General features: G+C 34.0%; 13 protein-coding genes, 1 pseudogene, 1 riboswitch and 1 other annotated feature. Of the genes and pseudogenes, 11 read left to right on the plus strand and 3 right to left on the minus strand.

The window, feature by feature from the left end:
* The first annotated feature begins 19 nt into the window (after positions 1 to 19).
* Positions 20 to 3,658 carry an S-layer homology domain-containing protein gene (locus KI356_RS16230; protein ID WP_212935904.1) on the plus strand — a complete coding sequence of 1,213 codons (3,639 nt, stop codon included), beginning with the start codon at positions 20 to 22 and terminating at the stop codon, positions 3,656 to 3,658.
* Positions 3,659 to 3,790: 132 nt separating this feature from the next.
* On the plus strand, positions 3,791 to 6,997 hold the full coding sequence (locus KI356_RS16235; RefSeq protein ID WP_212935905.1) for a DEAD/DEAH box helicase: 3,207 nt from the start codon (positions 3,791 to 3,793) through the stop codon (positions 6,995 to 6,997).
* 101 nt (positions 6,998 to 7,098) lie between these two features.
* Here the strand turns inward: KI356_RS16235 and KI356_RS16240 are convergent, their stop codons facing one another.
* A complete protein-coding gene (locus KI356_RS16240) occupies positions 7,099 to 7,233 on the minus strand; it encodes a DUF3934 domain-containing protein (RefSeq protein ID WP_000047588.1) in 135 nt (44 codons plus the stop codon).
* Positions 7,234 to 7,641: 408 nt separating this feature from the next.
* Positions 7,642 to 7,900, plus strand: a binding site (T-box leader).
* A gap of 70 nt (positions 7,901 to 7,970) precedes the next feature.
* On the opposite strand from KI356_RS16240, the gene asnA reads away from it, so the two are divergent.
* Positions 7,971 to 8,954 (plus strand): aspartate--ammonia ligase, encoded by a 984-nt coding sequence (gene asnA / locus KI356_RS16245; protein ID WP_002118166.1) that lies wholly within the window; start codon positions 7,971 to 7,973, stop codon positions 8,952 to 8,954.
* 38 nt (positions 8,955 to 8,992) lie between these two features.
* Positions 8,993 to 9,091 (plus strand): annotated as a pseudogene (locus KI356_RS16250) (helix-turn-helix domain-containing protein); the annotation flags it as partial.
* 189 nt (positions 9,092 to 9,280) lie between these two features.
* On the opposite strand, the gene KI356_RS16255 reads toward KI356_RS16250, so the two are convergent.
* Positions 9,281 to 10,510, minus strand: coding sequence for an aspartate kinase (locus KI356_RS16255; protein ID WP_212935906.1), 1,230 nt, complete (start codon positions 10,508 to 10,510; stop codon positions 9,281 to 9,283).
* Positions 10,511 to 10,711: 201 nt separating this feature from the next.
* Positions 10,712 to 10,898, minus strand: a riboswitch (Lysine riboswitch).
* A gap of 191 nt (positions 10,899 to 11,089) precedes the next feature.
* On the opposite strand from KI356_RS16255, the gene KI356_RS16260 reads away from it, so the two are divergent.
* From KI356_RS16260 to KI356_RS16290, 7 genes are all read left to right on the plus strand, one after another.
* Positions 11,090 to 11,998, plus strand: coding sequence for a DoxX-like family protein (locus KI356_RS16260; RefSeq protein WP_212935907.1), 909 nt, complete (start codon positions 11,090 to 11,092; stop codon positions 11,996 to 11,998).
* Between the two features lie 4 nt (positions 11,999 to 12,002).
* A complete protein-coding gene (locus tag KI356_RS16265; RefSeq protein ID WP_212935908.1) occupies positions 12,003 to 12,614 on the plus strand; it encodes a DUF4166 domain-containing protein in 612 nt (203 codons plus the stop codon).
* A 5-nt stretch (positions 12,615 to 12,619) separates the two neighbouring features.
* Positions 12,620 to 14,245 (plus strand): YndJ family protein, encoded by a 1,626-nt coding sequence (locus KI356_RS16270; RefSeq protein WP_212935909.1) that lies wholly within the window; start codon positions 12,620 to 12,622, stop codon positions 14,243 to 14,245.
* A gap of 170 nt (positions 14,246 to 14,415) precedes the next feature.
* Positions 14,416 to 15,660, plus strand: coding sequence for an N-acetylmuramoyl-L-alanine amidase (locus tag KI356_RS16275; RefSeq protein WP_128281478.1), 1,245 nt, complete (start codon positions 14,416 to 14,418; stop codon positions 15,658 to 15,660).
* A gap of 266 nt (positions 15,661 to 15,926) precedes the next feature.
* Positions 15,927 to 17,306, plus strand: a complete 1,380-nt coding sequence (locus KI356_RS16280; RefSeq protein WP_128281477.1) for an S-layer homology domain-containing protein — start codon at positions 15,927 to 15,929, stop codon at positions 17,304 to 17,306.
* A gap of 183 nt (positions 17,307 to 17,489) precedes the next feature.
* Positions 17,490 to 18,752, plus strand: a complete 1,263-nt coding sequence (locus KI356_RS16285; RefSeq protein ID WP_128281476.1) for an MFS transporter — start codon at positions 17,490 to 17,492, stop codon at positions 18,750 to 18,752.
* A gap of 29 nt (positions 18,753 to 18,781) precedes the next feature.
* Positions 18,782 to 19,060: a hypothetical protein gene (locus KI356_RS16290; RefSeq protein ID WP_212935910.1), complete on the plus strand. Its 279-nt coding sequence runs from the start codon at positions 18,782 to 18,784 to the stop codon at positions 19,058 to 19,060.
* A gap of 19 nt (positions 19,061 to 19,079) precedes the next feature.
* On the opposite strand, the gene KI356_RS16295 is transcribed toward KI356_RS16290, so the two are convergent.
* On the minus strand, positions 19,080 to 19,544 hold the full coding sequence (locus KI356_RS16295; RefSeq protein ID WP_002118189.1) for a YozF family protein: 465 nt from the start codon (positions 19,542 to 19,544) through the stop codon (positions 19,080 to 19,082).
* Between the last annotated feature and the right edge of the window lie 459 nt (positions 19,545 to 20,003).

The following is a 20,003-nucleotide window of genomic DNA, read 5'->3' on the forward strand; positions in this document are numbered from 1 at the left end:
TGCAAAAGGGGAAAATGAAATGAGAAATCAGTTAAAAAACATATTTCAATTGAGTGTGATTTTCATACTATTTATATCGTTAATATTAAATGGTGTAACAGCCTACGCTGAAAATGACAAGAATAAGGTGGGAAATAGTTTAGGAAGTGCAGCTAGTAATACAAATGAATTTGTTTTTCAAGATGTACCTTCGACACATTGGGCTTATAAGTATATAAAGAGATTAAAAGATTTAAAAGTAGTATCTGGAAAAGGAAATGGTTTATTTGGTCCAGAAGATCGTCTAACGAGAGAACAGTTCTTAACGATGATTGTGTTACAACAAGGGTACAACATGGTGAATGATAAGGAAACATTCACAGATGTACCGAAAGGGAAATGGTCCAATAAATACGTCGAGACTGCCTTAAAAGAAGGAATAATTGAAACGAAAGATTATGGACGTAGTTTTAAACCAGAGCAAGAAATATCAAGGGAAGAAATGGCGCTTATTATGGCGAAAGTATTAAAGTTAAAAGAAGTAGAAGAGGAAATAAAGTTTACAGATAAAGAAGAATTTACGAAAAATCCTAAATTGATAGCTGCATTAGTAAATGCAAAAATTATTGCAGGATATCCAGATGGGACGTTTAAGCCAAAACAAACATTAACAAGAGCTGAAGCAACGACAGTAATCGCTCAAGTAATAGATTATGCATACATTTTTGATGATGTACCTCCTGCACATTGGGCTTATGAATATATAAAGAGATTAAAAGATTTAAAGATAGTATCTGGAAAAGGAAATGGTTTATTTGGTCCAGAAGATCGACTGACGAGAGAACAATTTTTAACAATGACTGTGTTACAGCAAGGGTACAACATAGTAAATGATAAGGAAACATTTACAGATGTACCGAAAGGGAAATGGTCCAATAAATATATCGAAACAGCGTTAAAAGAAGGAATAATTGAAACGAAAGATTATGGGCGTAGTTTTAAACCAGAGCAAGAAATATCAAGGGAAGAAATGGCGCTTATAATAGCGAAAGTATTAAAGTTAAAAGAAGTAGAAGAGGAAATAAAGTTTACAGATAAAGAAGAGTTTACGAAAAATCCAAAATTAATAGCAGCATTAGTAAATGCAGGGATTATTGCAGGATATCCAGATGGAACATTTAAACCGAAGCAATCGTTAGTAAGAGCTGAAGCAACGGTAGTTATTAGTAAAGTAATAGACTATAAGAAGGATGAGCCAGTGACTGGGGATGGTAATAACGACAATAATACCGATGCTGGTACAGGTACAGGAGAAGATACTGAAAAGGCTGACATTGTATATAAAAAGAATGTGTATGAAATTAAAGAAAAATATAAATATGATATAGAGCAAACTCAAGAAGATACTTTCACATTTAAAAATGAAGCAGCAAAATTGAAAGAGTTGAAAAATGATAACATTTTAATATTGCCACCGATTCCAAATAATCCACTTGGGGTTGTTATTAAAATCATCGCTATAACAGATGGAAATAATGGAGAGAAGATTGTAAAAGTAGTAAAGCCAGAGGCTAAAGAAGTAATTGAAAAAATAGATGTAAAAGGTAAAATGCCAGTAACGCGAGAAAATGCAGTGCCTGTATATTTAGCTGAAGGTGTAACGTTGAAAAATAATCAACCAGCATTCTTAAGCCCTTTTAAGCAGAAAATCAATGGTGAGAAAGAAAAAAATCAACTTGCATTAATGTCACCAGATCATTTATTACAACGTGCATTCGCTGAATATGACATTGATAAAAATGAATTTAGTATGAATGTCGATGTTAAATTGAAAGGTAATGAGCTAAAGCTTAATGATGATGTGACTTTCGCTGTAAAAGGTGAGATGAAAATTAAAGATATAGATTTTGATGTGGCTTATAAAAACGCAACTGACTTGGATGATTTGAAATTTATTATTAAAAGTGATGTTGAGAGAAATTTGAAATTGTCTTTTGATTACTCTAAATGTTTTGGAACGGAAGTATCATGTGATAGAGAAAACTTAGAGGATAAATCTTTTGAAGAATGGCAAGAAATAATAAATAAAAAAGGGATTTCGCTTAAGACATTTAAAAAATCTCTGTTCATTTTTCGTGTGCAAAATCCAGCTAATCCAGCTTTAGGTTTAATGGTTGAAGGTTCGATAGTTGCCAAAGCAGACTTATCATTGGGTGTAGAAGTAGACGTTACCCAAATAGATTCGTATCGAGCGGGAATTGAAAATGGCGAAGTTGTAAGTAAACATACGAAAAGAGGTCCTAACGTTAATTTAACAGGGGAAGCAAAAGTTGATGGAAAAGCAGGTGTAGAAGTAAAAGGTGGCTTAACACTTGCTAATTTAATTTTAATAGGGGCCGATTTTGAAGCGGGATTGAAATTAGAAGCGATGGCAAGAGCATCGGGTGGAATAAAAGAAGTTGATGCTAATATATGGAATGCATATAAAGATGTTTGCGCAAAAGGGTCAGTTGGGTATTATGTGCAAGCTGGTCTAGAGGCAAGTTTAATTGATGCTGATATTTTTGCAATTAAGAAATCGTTATTAGATATCAATGGTGATTTTATTAAATTAAGTAATTGTGAGAAAGTAGATTTACAATCAGCGCAAGATTATTTGTTACTTGAAGAGGGAGAAGATACGGATTTAAAAGTAGTAAAAAGGATGTTCGATGATGAACAATTAAAAATGAAAGTTGATAAATTATCGAAAAATCAAGAAATACGGGTATCGAGTAAAAATAATAGTATAGTAGAAGCGAAACGAAAAGATACAAATAATTTTTCAATTCATGCAAAATCAAATGTAAAAGAAAAACAGAAAGTAAACCTTCTATTTGAGTTAGTGGAAGATGGAAAAGTACTGTCAGAAATAGAAGTTCCGGTTTATATCGTGAAGCCAACAAAGTTACAAGTAGATCCTGAAAAAACATTTGTTATGAAAAAGCAGAAAGAGCAATTATTAGTACGATTATCAATACCTGTGCCGGTAGAAGTAATTGAACAATATGAAAAATTAGGATTACCGGTTGAGAAGTACCGTTATAAAAAAGTAACACAACCTAACCTACTTACTTACAAAAGTTCAAAAGATTTCGTTATCGTGAATGAATTTGGAGAAGTAACAGTAAAGGACGATGCAAAAATAGGAGATACGACCGATATTAATGTCGCTTATAAAGGGTTAACAGGCAAGGTGAGTGCTCAAGTTTCGGGAAGTGAGGAAGATAAGCAAGCACTATCAGGTTTATCTTTACCAAGTGCTCAGCAATTAATATTAGATGCAGAACAGCACGCAAATAATATTTTGCAAGCAGCAGTAAAATCACCGGAAGAAGAAAAATTTGAAGATTTACAAAAACATATGAAAAAGTTTTATGAGCCGAAATTTACAGTGAAGCAATTTGAAAAAGCTTATAAGTATAATAGACAGTGGATATTAAATCCATATTATTTATACCCTGTAACGAATGTTTATAATACAGAGGCAATTAAAACATTCTCAAGAGTAAGTGAAACACCATTAACATTAAGTGTGAAAGTAAGTGTACCAGTTCAAGGAGAGCAAGGTGAATCATTTACGTATACGTATGATTTAGTGAAAAAAGATGGATCATGGTATTTAGATGACATCAATTAATTAAAAGACAAGTCCCTTTCATTATATAGAGAAAGGGACTTGTTTTTATTTATCGTATATACGACTTTACTTACTGGAGTATACATGTAAAATATTTATAGAATGAAATGAGTAACGTAAGGGGGTGCACCATTGAGTTTTAATATAAATAAATCGATTATTAAAGAAGTATGCGGAGAAACCTCATATAAAAGAGGAGAAGCTTATTATAAATCAAATAAAGTGATAGTGAGTCAATATGATGAAGTTAAAGAGATTTGCGAGGCGACAGTAAAAGGGAACGAAGATTTTCATGTTACAGTAGAAAAAGCTAAAAAAGGTGATGTTGTTGCGAGATGTAGTTGTCCTTCGTTAGCTTCTTTTCAAACGTACTGTCAACATGTTGCGGCAGTATTGATACAAATAAATTATAATCAGCAAACGGGTGGAATGCTCCCCGCTAGTAGCGAAAACATGAGCGGAAATGATCAATTAACAAGTGGGATGTTTCAGTTGTTTGCAGATAAACCACTGAGACCAAAAAGTAAACAACATCGTTTTGATACACGTGAAATACTTCATGTTGAATTTATTTGTACACCAGTAGTTACGAAACAAGGCGGGGCCCTTCTAGGAATGCAGCTGAAACTTGCCAAAACGTATTTCGTAAATCAAATTAGAGAGTTTCTTTCTAAAGTGGAGAAAAGAGAAAATTTTAATTGTTCCAATGAATTTACATATACACCAGATGTACATAGCTTTAAACAAGATACAGATGCGATTATTCAGCAACTTATTAAAATGTATCACAATGAAAAAATGTATGAGGATGCGCTAGAAGTTCATGCGAAACAAGATGAGAGTATGATTTTAATACCACCAGCGTCTTGGACGGATATGCTTTCTTTACTTTCTAAAGTTGAGTGTGTGAGACTTAATCAAGATGGACAATCTTTTCATGGTCTACAAACTTCAAAAGGACTACTTCCTTTACAGTTTGAGTTTAATAAAGGGAGTAACGGTGGGTTTACACTTTATATTGATGGCTTACAACGAGTTGAGGTAATGGATACATATAGTTATGCTCTATTTGGAGGGAAGCTGTATCAGTTGAACACTGAGGATTGCAAGCGGCTTATCGAATTACAAAAAATGATGAATCGCTCTAGTAGTAACCAATTATATATTCCGGCGGATAAGATGGAATATTTCGTAGCGAAAGTTATACCAGGTTTAATGAAGTTAGGAACTGTGCGGATAGATGAAGTAGTATCAGAGCGTGTTGAAACCCCCGTATTAAAAGCGAAATTATATTTAGATCGAGTTAAAAATCGCTTGTTAGCGGGTCTTGAATTTCACTATGGAAACGTCTTAATTAATCCACTAGAAGAAGATGGACAGCCGTCTGTTTTTAATCGTGATGAGAAAAAAGAAAAAGAGATTTTAGATATTATGAGTGAAAGTGCCTTTGCGAAAACGGAAGGCGGTTACTTTATGCATAATGAAGAAGCAGAGTACAATTTTTTATATCACGTCGTTCCAACATTAAAAGGTTTACTTGATATTTATGCGACGACAGCAATCAAATTACGAATTCATAAAGGGGACACAGCTCCTCTTATTAGAGTGAGAAGAAAAGAAAGAATAGATTGGTTGTCATTTCGCTTTGATATAAAAGGAATACCGGAAGCGGAAATTAAAGGGGTATTAGTGGCTCTTGAAGAGAAACGTAAATATTACCGATTAGCAAACGGTTCTTTATTATCACTGGAGAGCAAAGAGTTTAATGAAATTAATCAGTTTGTAAAAGAATCGGGTATTCGAAAAGAATTTTTACATGGGGAAGAAGTGAATGTTCCGCTTATTCGGAGTGTAAAATGGATGAACGGACTTCACGAAGGAAATGTTTTAAGTTTGGATGATTCTGTTCAAGAGTTAGTAGAAAATATTCAAAACCCGAAAAAATTGAAATTTGCTGTGCCAAATACTTTACATGCAGAAATGAGAGAGTATCAAGTGTATGGATTTGAGTGGATGAAAACACTCGCCTATTACCGTTTTGGAGGCATTTTAGCAGACGATATGGGGCTTGGGAAAACGCTGCAAAGTATTGCTTTTATAGATTCTGTCTTGCCGGAAGTTCGAGATAAGAAAATGCCCATATTAGTCGTTTCTCCGTCATCTCTCGTCTATAACTGGCTTAGTGAATTGAAAAAATTCGCCCCTCATATTCGAGCGGTTATTGCAGATGGGAATCAAACTGAACGCCGTAAGATTTTAAAGGATATAACAGAATTTGATGTTGTAATTACGTCATATCCATTACTGAGAAGAGATATAAGGTTGTATGCAAAGCCGTTTCATACACTGTTTCTTGATGAAGCACAGGCGTTTAAAAATCCTACAACGCAAACGGCAAGAGCAGTGAAAACAATTCAAGCTGAGTATCGTTTCGGACTAACGGGAACACCTGTAGAAAATTCATTAGAAGAACTATGGTCTATCTTTCATGTCGTTTTCCCAGAACTATTACCAGGAAGAAAAGAATTTGGTGATTTAAGACGTGAAGATATAGCGAAGCGCGTAAAACCTTTCGTATTAAGACGATTGAAAGGGGACGTATTACAGGAGCTTCCAGATAAAATAGAACATTTACAGTCATCGGAGTTGTTACCAGATCAAAAGAGAATATATGCTGCTTATTTAGCGAAGTTAAGAGAAGAAACGTTAAAGCATTTAGACAAAGATACGTTACGTAAAAATAAAATTAGAATTTTAGCTGGTTTAACGAGATTACGCCAAATTTGTAATCATCCCGCTTTATTCGTTGATGATTACAAAGGCAGTTCAGCTAAATTTGAACAACTGTTAGAGATATTAGAGGAATGTAGAAGTACAGGGAAGAGAATTTTAATTTTTTCTCAATTTACGAAGATGCTTTCCATTATTGGTCGCGAACTAAATCGTCAAGCAATTCCATACTTTTATTTAGACGGGAGTACACCGGCGGAGGAGCGTGTAGAGTTATGTGATCGTTTTAACGAAGGAGAAGGAGATTTATTTCTCATTTCTTTAAAAGCTGGTGGTACGGGTCTTAACTTAACTGGTGCAGATACAGTCATATTATACGATTTATGGTGGAATCCAGCTGTTGAACAACAAGCAGCGGATAGAGCATACCGAATGGGACAAAAAAATACGGTGCAAGTTATTAAGTTAGTAGCCCACGGAACAATTGAAGAGAAAATGCATGAACTACAAGAAACTAAGAAAAATTTAATTGCTGAAGTAATTGAACCAGGAGAAGGGAAATTATCCTCTATAACTGAGGAAGAAATTCGAGACATTCTTATGATTTAATATAAAAAAGCTATGCTTTCAAATTTATGAGAGCATAGCTTTTTTGTTGTAATAATTAAATTTTGTTTTGTGCAAAGTAAAGAAATCAAACGCTATTTAAATTACTTCTTTGTACCTTTACTTTTGTACGGTTTTGCAGCTGCCTTTTTCTTTGCACTTGATTGCCAACGGTTCCATCCTTTACTTCCTGTACCTTGTCCTACACCTTTTTTCGGTTTTGCTTTCGTTTTACTCATATGATCACTCCGTTATATAAAAAATCTGATTTGATAATAGCCAATGTTTTAGAAAAATACTATCGATAAATGACTATGTTTGCTTTAAGTAAAAACAAACTGCTTGAATGCTATAGTATATCATGAAATTGCGAGTAAACTGAAAGGAATTACAAATAAAATGAAAATAATAAGAAATACTGCGGATTCTATTTTTCGAACGATCACATTATTGGTTGTGTATATGTTAGTTTCAGTTAGTGAAATGTTTTTTGGATTGAAGAGACAAAGGAAATAAAAATGTTATATTAAGAACAGTCGGTAAAGACATAAAATAAAGAATTGAAAAATATTTTAAAACTTTTTGTTGACTTTATCTATTTTTTGTATAGAATAATCATTAATAAAATGTTTCAGAGATGTGACAACAAAACGACTATGAAAGGACGAGTAGTAGTAGGATGTAGTCTAAGCGAGTCAGGGTTGGTGTGAGCCTGATACGAAGCCTATTATGAAGAACCTCCTGGAGTTGCTAACCGAAATCCTTTATAGGAAAGTAGACTTAGCCGGGTACTTCGCCGTTACAAGAAGAGCAGTATCGAGATGTTTTATCTCCGTACTGTATAAGTGAGCAACCTCTGTTGCTAATTTGGGTGGTACCGCGGAACCAAAGCCTTTCGTCCCAGTTTTTTGGGGAAGAAGGGCTTTTTTTGTTGGCTTCTTTTCACAACATCCAAACATTTTAGGAGGAAACCACCATGTATCAATCATTAATGACAGTAAGAGAGACTCAAATCGCAATTAAGGAAGTTAAAACATTTTTCGAGGACCAATTAGCAAAACGCCTTGAACTATTCCGCGTATCTGCACCATTATTCGTAACGAAAAAATCAGGATTAAACGATCATCTAAACGGTGTAGAACGTCCAATTGAATTTGATATGTTACATTCAGGAGAAGAGTTAGAAATTGTTCATTCACTAGCGAAGTGGAAAAGGTTTGCATTACATGAGTATGGGTATGAAGCTGGTGAAGGTTTATATACAAACATGAACGCGATTCGTCGCGATGAAGAACTAGATGCAACACATTCCATTTACGTTGACCAATGGGATTGGGAAAAAATTGTTCAAAAAGAATGGCGCACTGTCGAATACTTGCAAGAAACAGTACGAACAATTTATGGAATATTCAAAGATTTAGAAGACCACTTATTTGAAAAGTATCCGTTCCTTGGAAAGTATTTACCAGAAGATGTTGTTTTCATTACTTCCCAAGAGCTAGAAGATAAATATCCAGAATTAACGCCGAAAGATCGTGAACATGCAATTGCGAAAGAACACGGTGCAGTCTTTATTATCGGAATTGGTGATGCACTCCGTTCAGGTGAAAAACACGATGGACGTGCAGCTGACTATGACGATTGGAAATTAAACGGTGACATTTTATTCTGGCATCCAGTATTACAAGCTTCGTTCGAATTATCATCAATGGGAATTCGTGTTGATAGTAAATCACTTGATGAGCAGTTAACGAAAACTGGTGATGACTTTAAACGTGAGTATGATTTCCATAAAGGTATATTAGAAGATGTACTACCATTAACAATTGGCGGTGGTATTGGACAATCAAGAATGTGCATGTACTTCTTACGTAAAGCGCATATCGGTGAAGTTCAATCTTCTGTATGGCCTGACGATTTACGCGAAGCTTGCAAGAAAGAAAACATTCATCTGTTTTAATATAAGTGTGGGGGAGAGTAGCTGTGTAATAAGAGCTACTCTCCCTTTTTTACTCTGATGTGAAAAAAGTTATTTTGAATGAATATAGATCGTTTTTTCAAGGAAAAGAGCGAAAGTGTATATGTGATAAGAAATAAGTAGAGTCATTTATATTTCCTAGGAAAGGGTATAACGAATAACTTAATTGTTTTATAATGATTTTCGGATATCGATAACAAGATAAAAAGCTGTCTGCATAGAGTTTTAAAATTCTATGTGAACAGCTTTCTATTTATATAGGAAGGAAATAGATTAATATAATTTGTTGTAAGTTTTACCGGCGGAAATTAAATCATTTGCACTAAAGGTTCAATTTTCGCCATAAATGATTGATGAAGGGCTTCAACACCATCTACTAAATGAAGGCGATCAATGACAACGGAAACTTTAATTTCAGATGTACTTACCATTTTAATATGAATACCTTCTTCTTTTAAAGTAGTGAACATATTCGCAGCGACACCTGGATTAGATACCATACCTGATCCTACAATTGATACTTTCGCTAAATGATTTTCATGTTCTACAGATTCATAGTGAAGTGCTTCTTGGTTTTGTTCCAATACTTCTAATGTTTCTCTTAAATCATTAGAATGGATCGAGAAGGAGAGGTGAACAGTTCCTTCATTTGTAATACTTTGAATAATAATATCTACATTAATATGTGCTGCTGCTAATGTAGAGAAAACTGTTGAAAGTGCACCTTGTTCTAATCCTTTAATTGTGACGCGTGTAATATTATCCTCAAATGCAATACCTTTAACGATTGATTGTTGTTCCATGTTACATTCTCCCCTTACAATTGTTCCATTTTCTTGTTCCATGCTTGATCGTACTTCTAAAACTACATTATGATTTTTAGCAAATTCAACAGCGCGTGGGTGTAATACACCAGCACCGAGATTTGCAAGCTCTAACATTTCGTCATAAGAAATTTCATCTAATTTATAAGCATCTTGTACAACTCGTGGATCAGTCGTATATACGCCGGTCACATCCGTATAAATATCACATTTTTTTGCTTTTAGTGCCGCAGCTAATGCGACAGCAGTCGTATCGGAGCCACCGCGGCCAAGTGTGGTAATTTCATTTTCTTCACTTACTCCTTGGAAACCAGCTACTATAACAATCGTGCCTTCAGTAAGGTAAGACTGAATACGACCAATATTAATATCAGTAATCCGTGCACTATTATGTACAGATTCTGTCGTAATACCAGCTTGCCATCCTGTTAATGAAATTGCGTTATAACCTTTTGTTTGTAGTGCCATTGTTAATAATGAAATGGTTACTTGTTCTCCGGTAGATAGGAGCATATCCATTTCACGTTTACTTGGATTTTCAGTAATAGCGTTAGCAAGTGCTACAAGTTCATCCGTACTTTTTCCCATTGCTGAAACGACAGAGACAATGCTATGTCCTCGTTCATATTCTTCAATAATTAAATTTGCTACATGTTGAATGCGTTCAACACTTCCGACAGAAGTACCACCAAATTTTTGTACAATCGTTTCCATTACGAATTCCTTCTTTCGTCCATTTTTAAGAATAGATTAGGACATATATAAATCCCAATATTCCTGTAGTTACCAGAGAAAAAACAAAAAACACCATCTCAAATAAGTGAGGATGGTGCTGTTACAGGAAAAGGGAAACAGAAAACGGAGCTAATAAAAAAACCGCCAAAAAAGGAATATCATAAAAAATGATATCTCTTTTTTGTAGATAGCTCTTCATACATACACGTTTGTACATATGACAGTTCTGTTTCTATTCGAAAACAGCCCCAATTGATAAATACAGAGAAATTTATCGATTTCGGCAACACTTCCTTTCACCTAATTTCATAGACATCTCTGTGTCTCCATTAGAATACTCATAAGTATTGCAACCTCTATCTCACGTTTTAGGCGAGAGTGTTTGAATTATGAAGTTGTTGGTAACATTTGTTTTATAATAATTCAAATTTTTTGGAGAATCAAGTGTTTTATATATTTTTTAAAATTCTTTCTTTTTTACAAAGAAGTTTGTGAAAAATGTAGCAAAATAAATTCATTGCATGTACATTAAAAATATAGTACTTAGGAGGTGGGGGAATGAGTAAGAAAAAGCCTATTTACGTTGCAACAGAAATGAAAACAACAATGGAAAAACTATGGGAATATACACAAGAACCAGACATACATACAGAGTGGGATGCTCGCTTTACTGAAATTTCGTATTTAGAGAAAAAAGAAGGAGAACCGCAGCAGTTTTTATATAAAACAAAGATCGGATTTGGACTTGAAATAGCTGGGGAAGGTGAATCGATAGGTGAAATAAGAAAAGAAACTGGTGAAAGAATTTCTTCTTTGAAATTTTGGACAGATAATACATTATCACTTATACAAATAGGGCGTGGTTATTGGAAGTATACACCGAATAAAGAATACATTCATTTTGAAACGCAATATGATTATGATACGAGATTTGGTCGTATAGGAAATGTAATTGATTCATATATTTTTCGACCTTTATTAGGATGGGCGACTGCTTGGAGCTTTGATGCCCTCAAATTATGGTTAGAAAAGGGGCTTCATCCTAGTTTGCTAATTAAAAGAACGATTACGTATTGGCTCGTTTGTTTTTTATTTGCTTTCGTATGGTTATATCAAGGCATAGTACCGAAAGTTATGTTTACTCATTCAGAAGAAATAAAGATGCTTTCTGTACTAATTGGGTCATATGAAAGTAGTGTGTTTATACTTAAAATAATTGGGGTGTTAGAAATTATTTTTGGTGTCATATGGCTATTGCCACTTCCAAAACGAAAATTATTTATATTACATATTTTTATGTTAATAGTCTTAATAATAGCAGCAGGTTTTACGAATATCACAAGCTTTACAGAACCGTTTAATCCAATTACATTAAACGTTCTACTTATGGGGGTATCGATTGTCGGTTATATAAATAGTTTTGATTTACCGAGTGCAAAAAATTGCAAGAGGACGAGAAAGGGATAAGTGTATGGTTAATATTTATGAGCGATTATTAGGGGATACCTATAAAAAACTGCATCCAGAATTACAGAAGCGGTATGCGATTACAGAAGAAAATAGTTTTACAGGGGAAGGAAAGATGGATGAAATTTACGGTGGCTCTTTTTTTGTTAAATTGATATTGAAAATTGCATCGAAGTTTCGAATGTTTTTCTCCGAGCGGGGAAAGGAAGTTCCATTTACGATACATAATACTGCTGAGCGGGATGAACATGGAAATGAACTTGTACGGTGGAATCGCACTTTTTATTTTCATAATAAGAAAAGATATTTTAACGCGGTTATGCAGTTGGATGAAAAAGAAAATGAAATTGTAGATTATTTTGGTGAACCGCATATACTCGTTTCTACGTTGAATTTTCATATTGATGAGATGGGGGCAATGCATATTTCTTCAAAGAAACAATGGTTTTTTATGTTTGGAAGAAAAATTCCATTACCGAAATTTTTGTATGGAGAAGCAAACATTGTTGAAAGCTTTGATGACGCACTACAATGTTTTCGAATTCATGTACAAGTACGAAACCCGTTAATTGGTTCGCTATTTTCATATAAGGGAACATTTGTGGAAAGGAAATAAACGATATGAGAAATATAATATTTGGACTTGCTTGTTATATTGTTTTTCTAATATGTGAGTGGTCGAATGTAAATCCAGTTGAGGCAATTATATTATTATCCGTTTTACTATTTATACCGATGTCTTTTTGCATTATTGATAAAAGAACAAGAAATGGATCGTCTTTACTATTTTATAAATTCGTATCGTTTTTATATCCAATCGCAGCAATTAGCGCGATGCTAGCTTTCATAACAAATCATTTTGTCTTTGCACTCCTTTGGTTTATGTATACAGGAATTATTGCATTATGTGGCGTTAGTAGGTTGCTAGAAAGAGGATGGAAGCCTTTAGAAGAAACAGCAATAGATAGTGCGTTTATTTATTTGTTTTTAGGTGGTTTTTGGTTTTTTGCTTCAGTAGCAAAGCTTTCAATTATGGACTTTAGTTCTGATATTGTTTTACTCACAGCTGCCCACTTTCATTATTCGGCGTTTCTATTGCCCTTATCAGCTGGTTTAGTAGGAAGGAAAAGAGAAAAGAGAAGTAAAGTATATGATGTAATTATGTTTATCATAGTTATTTCACCTATGACAGTTGCGATAGGAATTACATACTCAAGGATATTTGAATTTTTTGCAGTGTTCATATATTTATGTGCTATTTATGGATATGGTATTTACGTTTGGAAAGCGAAATTTAATTCTATCACTGCAAAGGTTCTCTTAATTATTTCGTCTAGTACGCTCATGGTAACAATTATGTTCTCACTTATATACTCATACGGAAATTTCAAACAAGTAATGACGATTACAATTGCACAAATGGTTTGGATTCACGGTGTGGTAAATGGAATTGGAGTAGCGTTACCAGCTTTTCTCGGTTGGATGATTGAAAAGAGTGTTCCAAATTATAAATACTACGGGAAACCAATGAGCAGGTTAAGAGGAAAAGTGAAGATTGGTGGAGCATTTTTACATAGTAGAAATTTAGTAGATGGCAAGGAATACAGTGGTCTAGTTGATAAAATGAATGATTTTCATAGTGAAGTATTTGACATGACAAAGATTCCTATGAGTATTATTCGCTTTTATGAAAATACAACAGCGTATGAGTTACAATCGAATATTCAATGGGCTCGTTGGTTCCGTCCATTTGCATTTTGTTATGAGAAAATGAGTAAACGTGTAGGACAAATACATTTAGGAATGGGCGGCAAGTGGGAAACGATGCATGGCTCTATCGTTGGTGTAATAGATGAGAAAGATGGAAGAGAGAACGTAAGGGCTTGGTTAAGAAAAAATGAAGCAGGAGAGTCTATTTTTTTAGCTCTTTATTCAAAGCATACACATAAGAACGAGACATATATGAATATTGCATTGCCTTTACCATATTCGAATATGACGGGTATTTTGAAATTATGTAATGATAGTAATGATTTAATCATTACTAGTAAGCTAAGAGGAAATGGTAAGGGTGATGAAGGGATTTATTTACACACTCGCTACTTTACAATACGTTTACCACTAGCAGAGACTTTTATTATTAAAGAGAGAAAGGATCAAATATTAGAAGCTAATCATAGAATGTGGATATTTGGAGTTAAGTTTTTAGAAATTGATTATGAGATTAAGAAAATAGAGGGAAAGTAAGAAAAGCTTGGAGAGATTCCAAGCTTTTTATAGTTTAACTATAGTTATTTGTTCCAAAAAATACAATAATAAGACAAAATTATACAAAATACGATTGACTATTACTAATTTTCAGAACTATAATTACTCTGTTATATAAAAAAATTGTACTTGAGAGGGGAATATATTCTATGAAAAATAGAATAATCGCAGCAGGAGTAATAGCAGCTAGTATATTATCTTATTCATCTAGTAGTTTCGCACAAACGAAAACGTTTCCAGATGTCCCAGCAGGGCACTGGGCAGAAGGTTCTATTAACTATCTAGTAGAGAAAGGTGCTATTAAAGGTAAAGATGATGGTACATTTGGACTGATGCAAGAAGTAACTCGTGCAGAAGCAGCGACAATCATTGCACAAAGCTTAAATTTACCAATCGATCAATCTGCAAAACCAACTTTTATAGATTCTAAAAATCATTGGGCAACTCGGTATATTGCTGCTGTTGAGAAAGCAGGAGTAATAGCAGGGAGGGGAAACGGGACTTTTGATCCAGATGGAAAAATTGACCGTGTTTCTATGGCAGCGATGCTTGTTGGGGCGTATAAATTAGATGCGAAAGTAAAACAACCATTACCAACAAAATTTGCAGATTTAAATCCTAGTTGGGGAAAAGATAAAGCGAACATTTTAGTAGAATTGGATATTTCACAAGGTGTAACTAGTACAGCTTGGCTGCCTAATAAAACTGTAACGAAAGCAGAAGCAGCGCAATTTATTGCAAAATCAGATTCTCTTAAAATTCCAGATGCATTAGAAGGAAAAGTAATTATTATTGATCCAGGTCATGGTGGGAAAGATCCTGGGAAGCCAACACAAGGATTATATGAAAGTGAAATTGTATTAGATACATCTAAAAGATTACAAAGTTTACTAGAGAAAAATACTCCATTCCATGTGTTGTTAACACGTGAAACGGATATTCGTCTTGGTGAAAATCAACCTGAGGACCTTAAAAACCGTGTAGAGTTCGCGAAAGAGCATAATGGAGATATTTTTGTAAGTATTCATGCAAATGGTTCTCAAAATCATGACGGATATGGAACGGAGACTTTTTATTATAAAGGGTCTGAAAAAAAAGAATTAACTGAACGTGAAAAAGATAGTAGTATGTTAGCAGAGAAAATACAAAAACGAGTAGTTAAAGCTCTAGATACAAGAGATCGTGGTGCCAGAGGAGAAGATTTTTATGTACTAAGAGAAAATGAAATACCTGCGGTATTAACTGAACTAGCATTTTTAGATAATAGTGCAGATTATGAGAAGCTGGCTTCGGAATCAGGAAGACAAATTGCTGCTGAAGCAGTTTATGCTGGTATTTTAGATTATTATGAGTGGAAAGGTTTCAATGTTTCAAAATATCGTTTAGCTAAATAAAAAAACATCGTTTGCTAAGCCCATCGTTTATATAGAGATGGGCTTTTTATATGAGTTTATATAATTTTGTATCGAAATAAAAAGATATATCGTATTATGCTGATTATAAACAAAATAATGGTAGATTAGTTTATTTGTATCACGTATACTTTTACTGTTGACTAATTAATTTAATTAAGAGTTTGTTAGTTTAATAGGGAAAATTTTATTATAAAGGGAGGCAAGTTAACACGGGACAAGCATATACATAACGTGTTAAAAAAATTATGAAAAAAGTTATTTCTAATGTGTTAGCAGTGACAGTCGCACTTCAAGTAGTGATGGCTCCAGCAACTTCATTTGCAGCTGAAAAGGAATTTCCAGACGTTCCGAAAGATCATTGGTCGTATAAAGCAATTACTAATTTAACGTCAAAAGAAATTATTGCAGGATATGATAATGGTAAGTTTGGATTCGGGGATGTTGTAAATCGTGAGCAAGTAGCCGCATTAATATATCGTGCGTTAAAACCAGAAACAAAAAGCGAATATAAAAATCCATACTCTGATATTAGTGAAGGGACAACAATGTTCCAAAAAGAAATTTTAGCTTTAACAGATATGGGGATTTTCGTAGGTGATGGTAAAGGAACATTTAGACCGAAAGAATCTTTAACTCGTGCTGAAATGGCTGTAATTTTACAGAAAGCCTTTAAACTAAAAGTAAAAGCTAATCATACATTTAATGATGTTCCGAAAGATCATTGGGCAAATGATGCAATTAGTGCATTAGAGTCTAACGGCGTTGCTGCAGGTAATGGAGCAGGTGCATTTAATCCAACAAGTGTTTTAACGCGTGAAGAATATGCACAATTTTTATTTAATGCCATGGCATCATATATCAATCTAGATGTAACGTTACCATCTAATATAACAGCGCAAGAGATTGATAATTTTATTGGGGAATTTCATCCTGACAGTCCGCTTATTGGAACTGGACAAGATTTTATTAAAGCACAAAATGAGTATGGTGTGAATGCTTTATATTTAGCAGCTCATGCGATCTTAGAATCTGGGTATGGGAAATCAGAAATTGCATATCGTAAACATAATTTATTTGGGCTAAAGGCATTTGATTGGGATCCATTTGCAAATGCAAAATATTTACCGTCGTACGGGCAAAGTATTTCGTACAATGCTGATTATGTAAGAAAGAACTACTTAGAGAAGGGTGCTCCTCATTTCAATGGTTACACATTACCTGATATGAATGAAAAATATGCAACAGATAAAGCATGGGCTGGAAAAATTGCTAATATTATGGAGCGTATTAAGCCTTTCAATAACAAAGATTATCAAAATGTAAAACGATTACCGAAAAACCCTAATACATTAAATGTAGATGCATTAGACGAAGCAATTCCGTATAAAGATTATGTAAAAGATGCGAAAGCTACAGTTCAATCAGTAGGATCTTACTATCAAGTTCCATTCCCGTTTAACAATCCAATTAAGAGTGTACCAAATGTTACACAAAATGAAGTTGGAAAATTAGAAAATGGTACAAAAGTAAATGTATATCGTGAAGATCCAAATGGCTGGGTAGAATTCTCACTTGAAAATGCTCCAGAAAAATATTGGACATTGAAGAAGAATTTAAAATTATAAAGTGGAAAGGTGTTTTCATATATGAAAACACCTTTTTTATTTATATTCATCACGATTTTCTTTTTAGTATTTTGATATTTTTACCAATAATTTAATTGTTTCATATATAATTTAAGTTATTAGAGTTTGAATTTTCTGTATTTATTTTCAGGTATTAACTTAATTTGAAAAGAGGAGAGAGCTATGCAAGGAGAAATATCAACAGAGAAAAAGTTAGGTTATGTCGGGAAATTGTTATTGCCAGTAAAAGTGTCACCACACTTTAAGTTTTTATGGCTGGGGCAATTACTTTCGACTTTAGGTAGTTCGATAACGATGGTTATTCTGCCAGTCGTTGTTTATTCATTAACGGGCTCAACAGTTGTAATGGGAATGACTATGGCAATGTACATGCTTCCTAATATTCTTGCGTTACCGTTTGCTGGATTAGTCGTGGATCGGATTGACCGGGTGAAATTAATGTTATTTACAGATATAATCCGCTGCATACTAATGATGTTATTTGCAACGCTTATATTTATGGACGTTTTAACAATTCCACTTCTATATGTACTCGTAGCGTTATATGGGCTTATGGAAGGGATATTTCAGCCGGCGTATTCAGCTGTAAGAGCAAAAGTATTTGTACCGGAAATTCGAAATGCAGCTAATGCATTAACACAAATGAGTAATCAAGGGATACGACTAGTTGGACCGGCTCTTGGAGGATTAATCGTTTCAGTTGCATCTGCTGGAATAGGATTTGGACTGGATGCAGTAACGTATTTGCTATCATTTTTATGTTTATTATTTTTAAGAGAAATAAAGTTTAATAAAGTACAGAAATTTGAAAAAAATAAAGTCAATTACAAAAAAGATTTTATGGAAGGGATTCTTGTTCTAAAAAGTCATCCGTGGTTGTGGATTACCATTCTAGTCTTTTCTTTCGTTAATATTTGTTATGCTGGGGTTATCGTTGTATTAATTCCATGGTTGTTTAATGTTCATCACCATTTTGAAGCTTACGTGTATGGATTGGGTATGGCTTCTTCTGGTGCTGGAGCTGTAATCGCAGCACTAATTTTTGGTGGGAAGGAGCGGTGGCATAAGAGAGGATTACTTGCGTATGGTGGTGTTTTAATAAGTGGAATGGCATTATTAATTATGCCTTTCGTGTCTTGGGTACCTGCCTTAATAGGATTAATGGCAATTGAAGGATTCGGTATTATGATATTCGGGCTCATTTGGGAAACGAGTTTACAAGAACTTGTACCAGAAGAAGCATTTGGAAGAGTGGCGAGCCTTGATATGTTAGGTTCATTTGCTTTATTACCATTAGGATATGTGGTTGTAGGCTGGTTAGCTACTGTAATAGGTGGAAAGATAACCATTATAACACTAGCTATTTTAGTAATTATAACAATTGGAACGGCATTGTCTGTACCAAGTATTCGGCGGTTCGATTGATTATGTAGGCTAAAAGGGGGATGTGGTATATGACTATAGAGAGCCTAAATGAGTTAGTAGTAGATGAGTTGGGATGTAAATACGTTTTGGGAGAAAAGGTATTTGAAGCAAGGAATTTTACTGTGTATATTGCTACTCCTATAGAAAGTAAAATGGCATATAATCGATTGATTTTAATGAAGCACCTTTCTAATAAAAAAACATCCGTACATATTTGGTATAAAAAACTTTGTATGGAGGCAACGACAATGGAAGTTGCAAAAGAAGTGACAGAAGCAATTCAATCTGGTTTTGTAAATAAAGAGTAAGCCCTAATCAAATTAGGACTTACTCTTCATTGAATACAAATGTTTGTTTCATTTTTTTACTCTCATTTACTGGATGACCGTTGTAAGAGAAATTCTTTTCTTCCCAAGTAATGACGACTTTGAAATTGTGGCTATTAAAGTCTAATGGGAACACCATGTAGTCAAAGCTTGTATGACTTTTAGAAACGGTGTTATTTGATGTAGTAGGATTAAAGGTAGCTTTAGATGTAGGAGTGTTATCAAGTATTTCCACGGATACATTTGATACATCATTACCAATATTTTTTAAGAGTAAACTATACGTATCATATACACCTTGTTTTGGCTGCACCGCTTGCTTGTTTGCGTTATGAGATTTGTCAATTTCGATATACCACTGTTTAGACTTTGACGCAATTGGTAGTGATTGAAATGTGTATGCATTAGCTTGTATTGGTAGTGCTAAGCAGATAAGGGAAAAAAGAGATATTATTTTTCGTTTCATTTTGAAAAACCCCCATTCTTTAACAAAGTTATTTGTTATTATTCGCTCTGTTTGAGAAAATATACCATATAATGTAAAGGGGTAGGGGGATGAGTCTCGGCTTAGGAATCATTATAGTATTCGCTACGGTTATACTTGGCACGTCTACTTAATAGCTGGTATTCTGCCGGTAATTAGTTTGTAGTATAAGTGGATGTGTCAAAGGATAAATGCTATTAAAGTGATGATAAGTGGTATATTAAGGGGAATTAGATAAGGAAGCTGTGTAGAGATTTTTCTACACAGCATTTTTTTGTGTCTAGCGTTCAATTACATATGTTTGTTGGTACGTATATCGCGCCTTTGTATCAATTTATTAAACTAAAGATGTAGAGTCTTACGTATGAATCAAAAGAATGTTAATATGAAAAAATTACCAATGAATATGTTAAAATAATATTGTCATACAACAAGGGCTGT

This window comes from Bacillus hominis (genome assembly GCF_018332515.1).
GTDB classification, from domain to species: Bacteria; Bacillota; Bacilli; order Bacillales; family Bacillaceae_G; genus Bacillus_A; species Bacillus_A hominis.

What these genes read in the sequence shown, in the direction of transcription:
- KI356_RS16230 (WP_212935904.1), top strand. Translation starts at nt 20, where the DNA reads ATGAGAAATCAGTTAAAAAACATATTTCAATTGAGTGTGATTTTCATA.
- KI356_RS16240 (WP_000047588.1), bottom strand. Translation starts at nt 7,233, where the DNA reads ATGAGTAAAACGAAAGCAAAACCGAAAAAAGGTGTAGGACAAGGTACA.
- asnA (WP_002118166.1), top strand. Translation starts at nt 7,971, where the DNA reads ATGTATCAATCATTAATGACAGTAAGAGAGACTCAAATCGCAATTAAG.
- KI356_RS16255 (WP_212935906.1), bottom strand. Translation starts at nt 10,510, where the DNA reads ATGGAAACGATTGTACAAAAATTTGGTGGTACTTCTGTCGGAAGTGTT.
- KI356_RS16260 (WP_212935907.1), top strand. Translation starts at nt 11,090, where the DNA reads ATGAGTAAGAAAAAGCCTATTTACGTTGCAACAGAAATGAAAACAACA.
- KI356_RS16265 (WP_212935908.1), top strand. Translation starts at nt 12,003, where the DNA reads ATGGTTAATATTTATGAGCGATTATTAGGGGATACCTATAAAAAACTG.
- KI356_RS16270 (WP_212935909.1), top strand. Translation starts at nt 12,620, where the DNA reads ATGAGAAATATAATATTTGGACTTGCTTGTTATATTGTTTTTCTAATA.
- KI356_RS16275 (WP_128281478.1), top strand. Translation starts at nt 14,416, where the DNA reads ATGAAAAATAGAATAATCGCAGCAGGAGTAATAGCAGCTAGTATATTA.
- KI356_RS16280 (WP_128281477.1), top strand. Translation starts at nt 15,927, where the DNA reads ATGAAAAAAGTTATTTCTAATGTGTTAGCAGTGACAGTCGCACTTCAA.
- KI356_RS16285 (WP_128281476.1), top strand. Translation starts at nt 17,490, where the DNA reads ATGCAAGGAGAAATATCAACAGAGAAAAAGTTAGGTTATGTCGGGAAA.
- KI356_RS16290 (WP_212935910.1), top strand. Translation starts at nt 18,782, where the DNA reads ATGACTATAGAGAGCCTAAATGAGTTAGTAGTAGATGAGTTGGGATGT.
- KI356_RS16295 (WP_002118189.1), bottom strand. Translation starts at nt 19,544, where the DNA reads ATGAAACGAAAAATAATATCTCTTTTTTCCCTTATCTGCTTAGCACTA.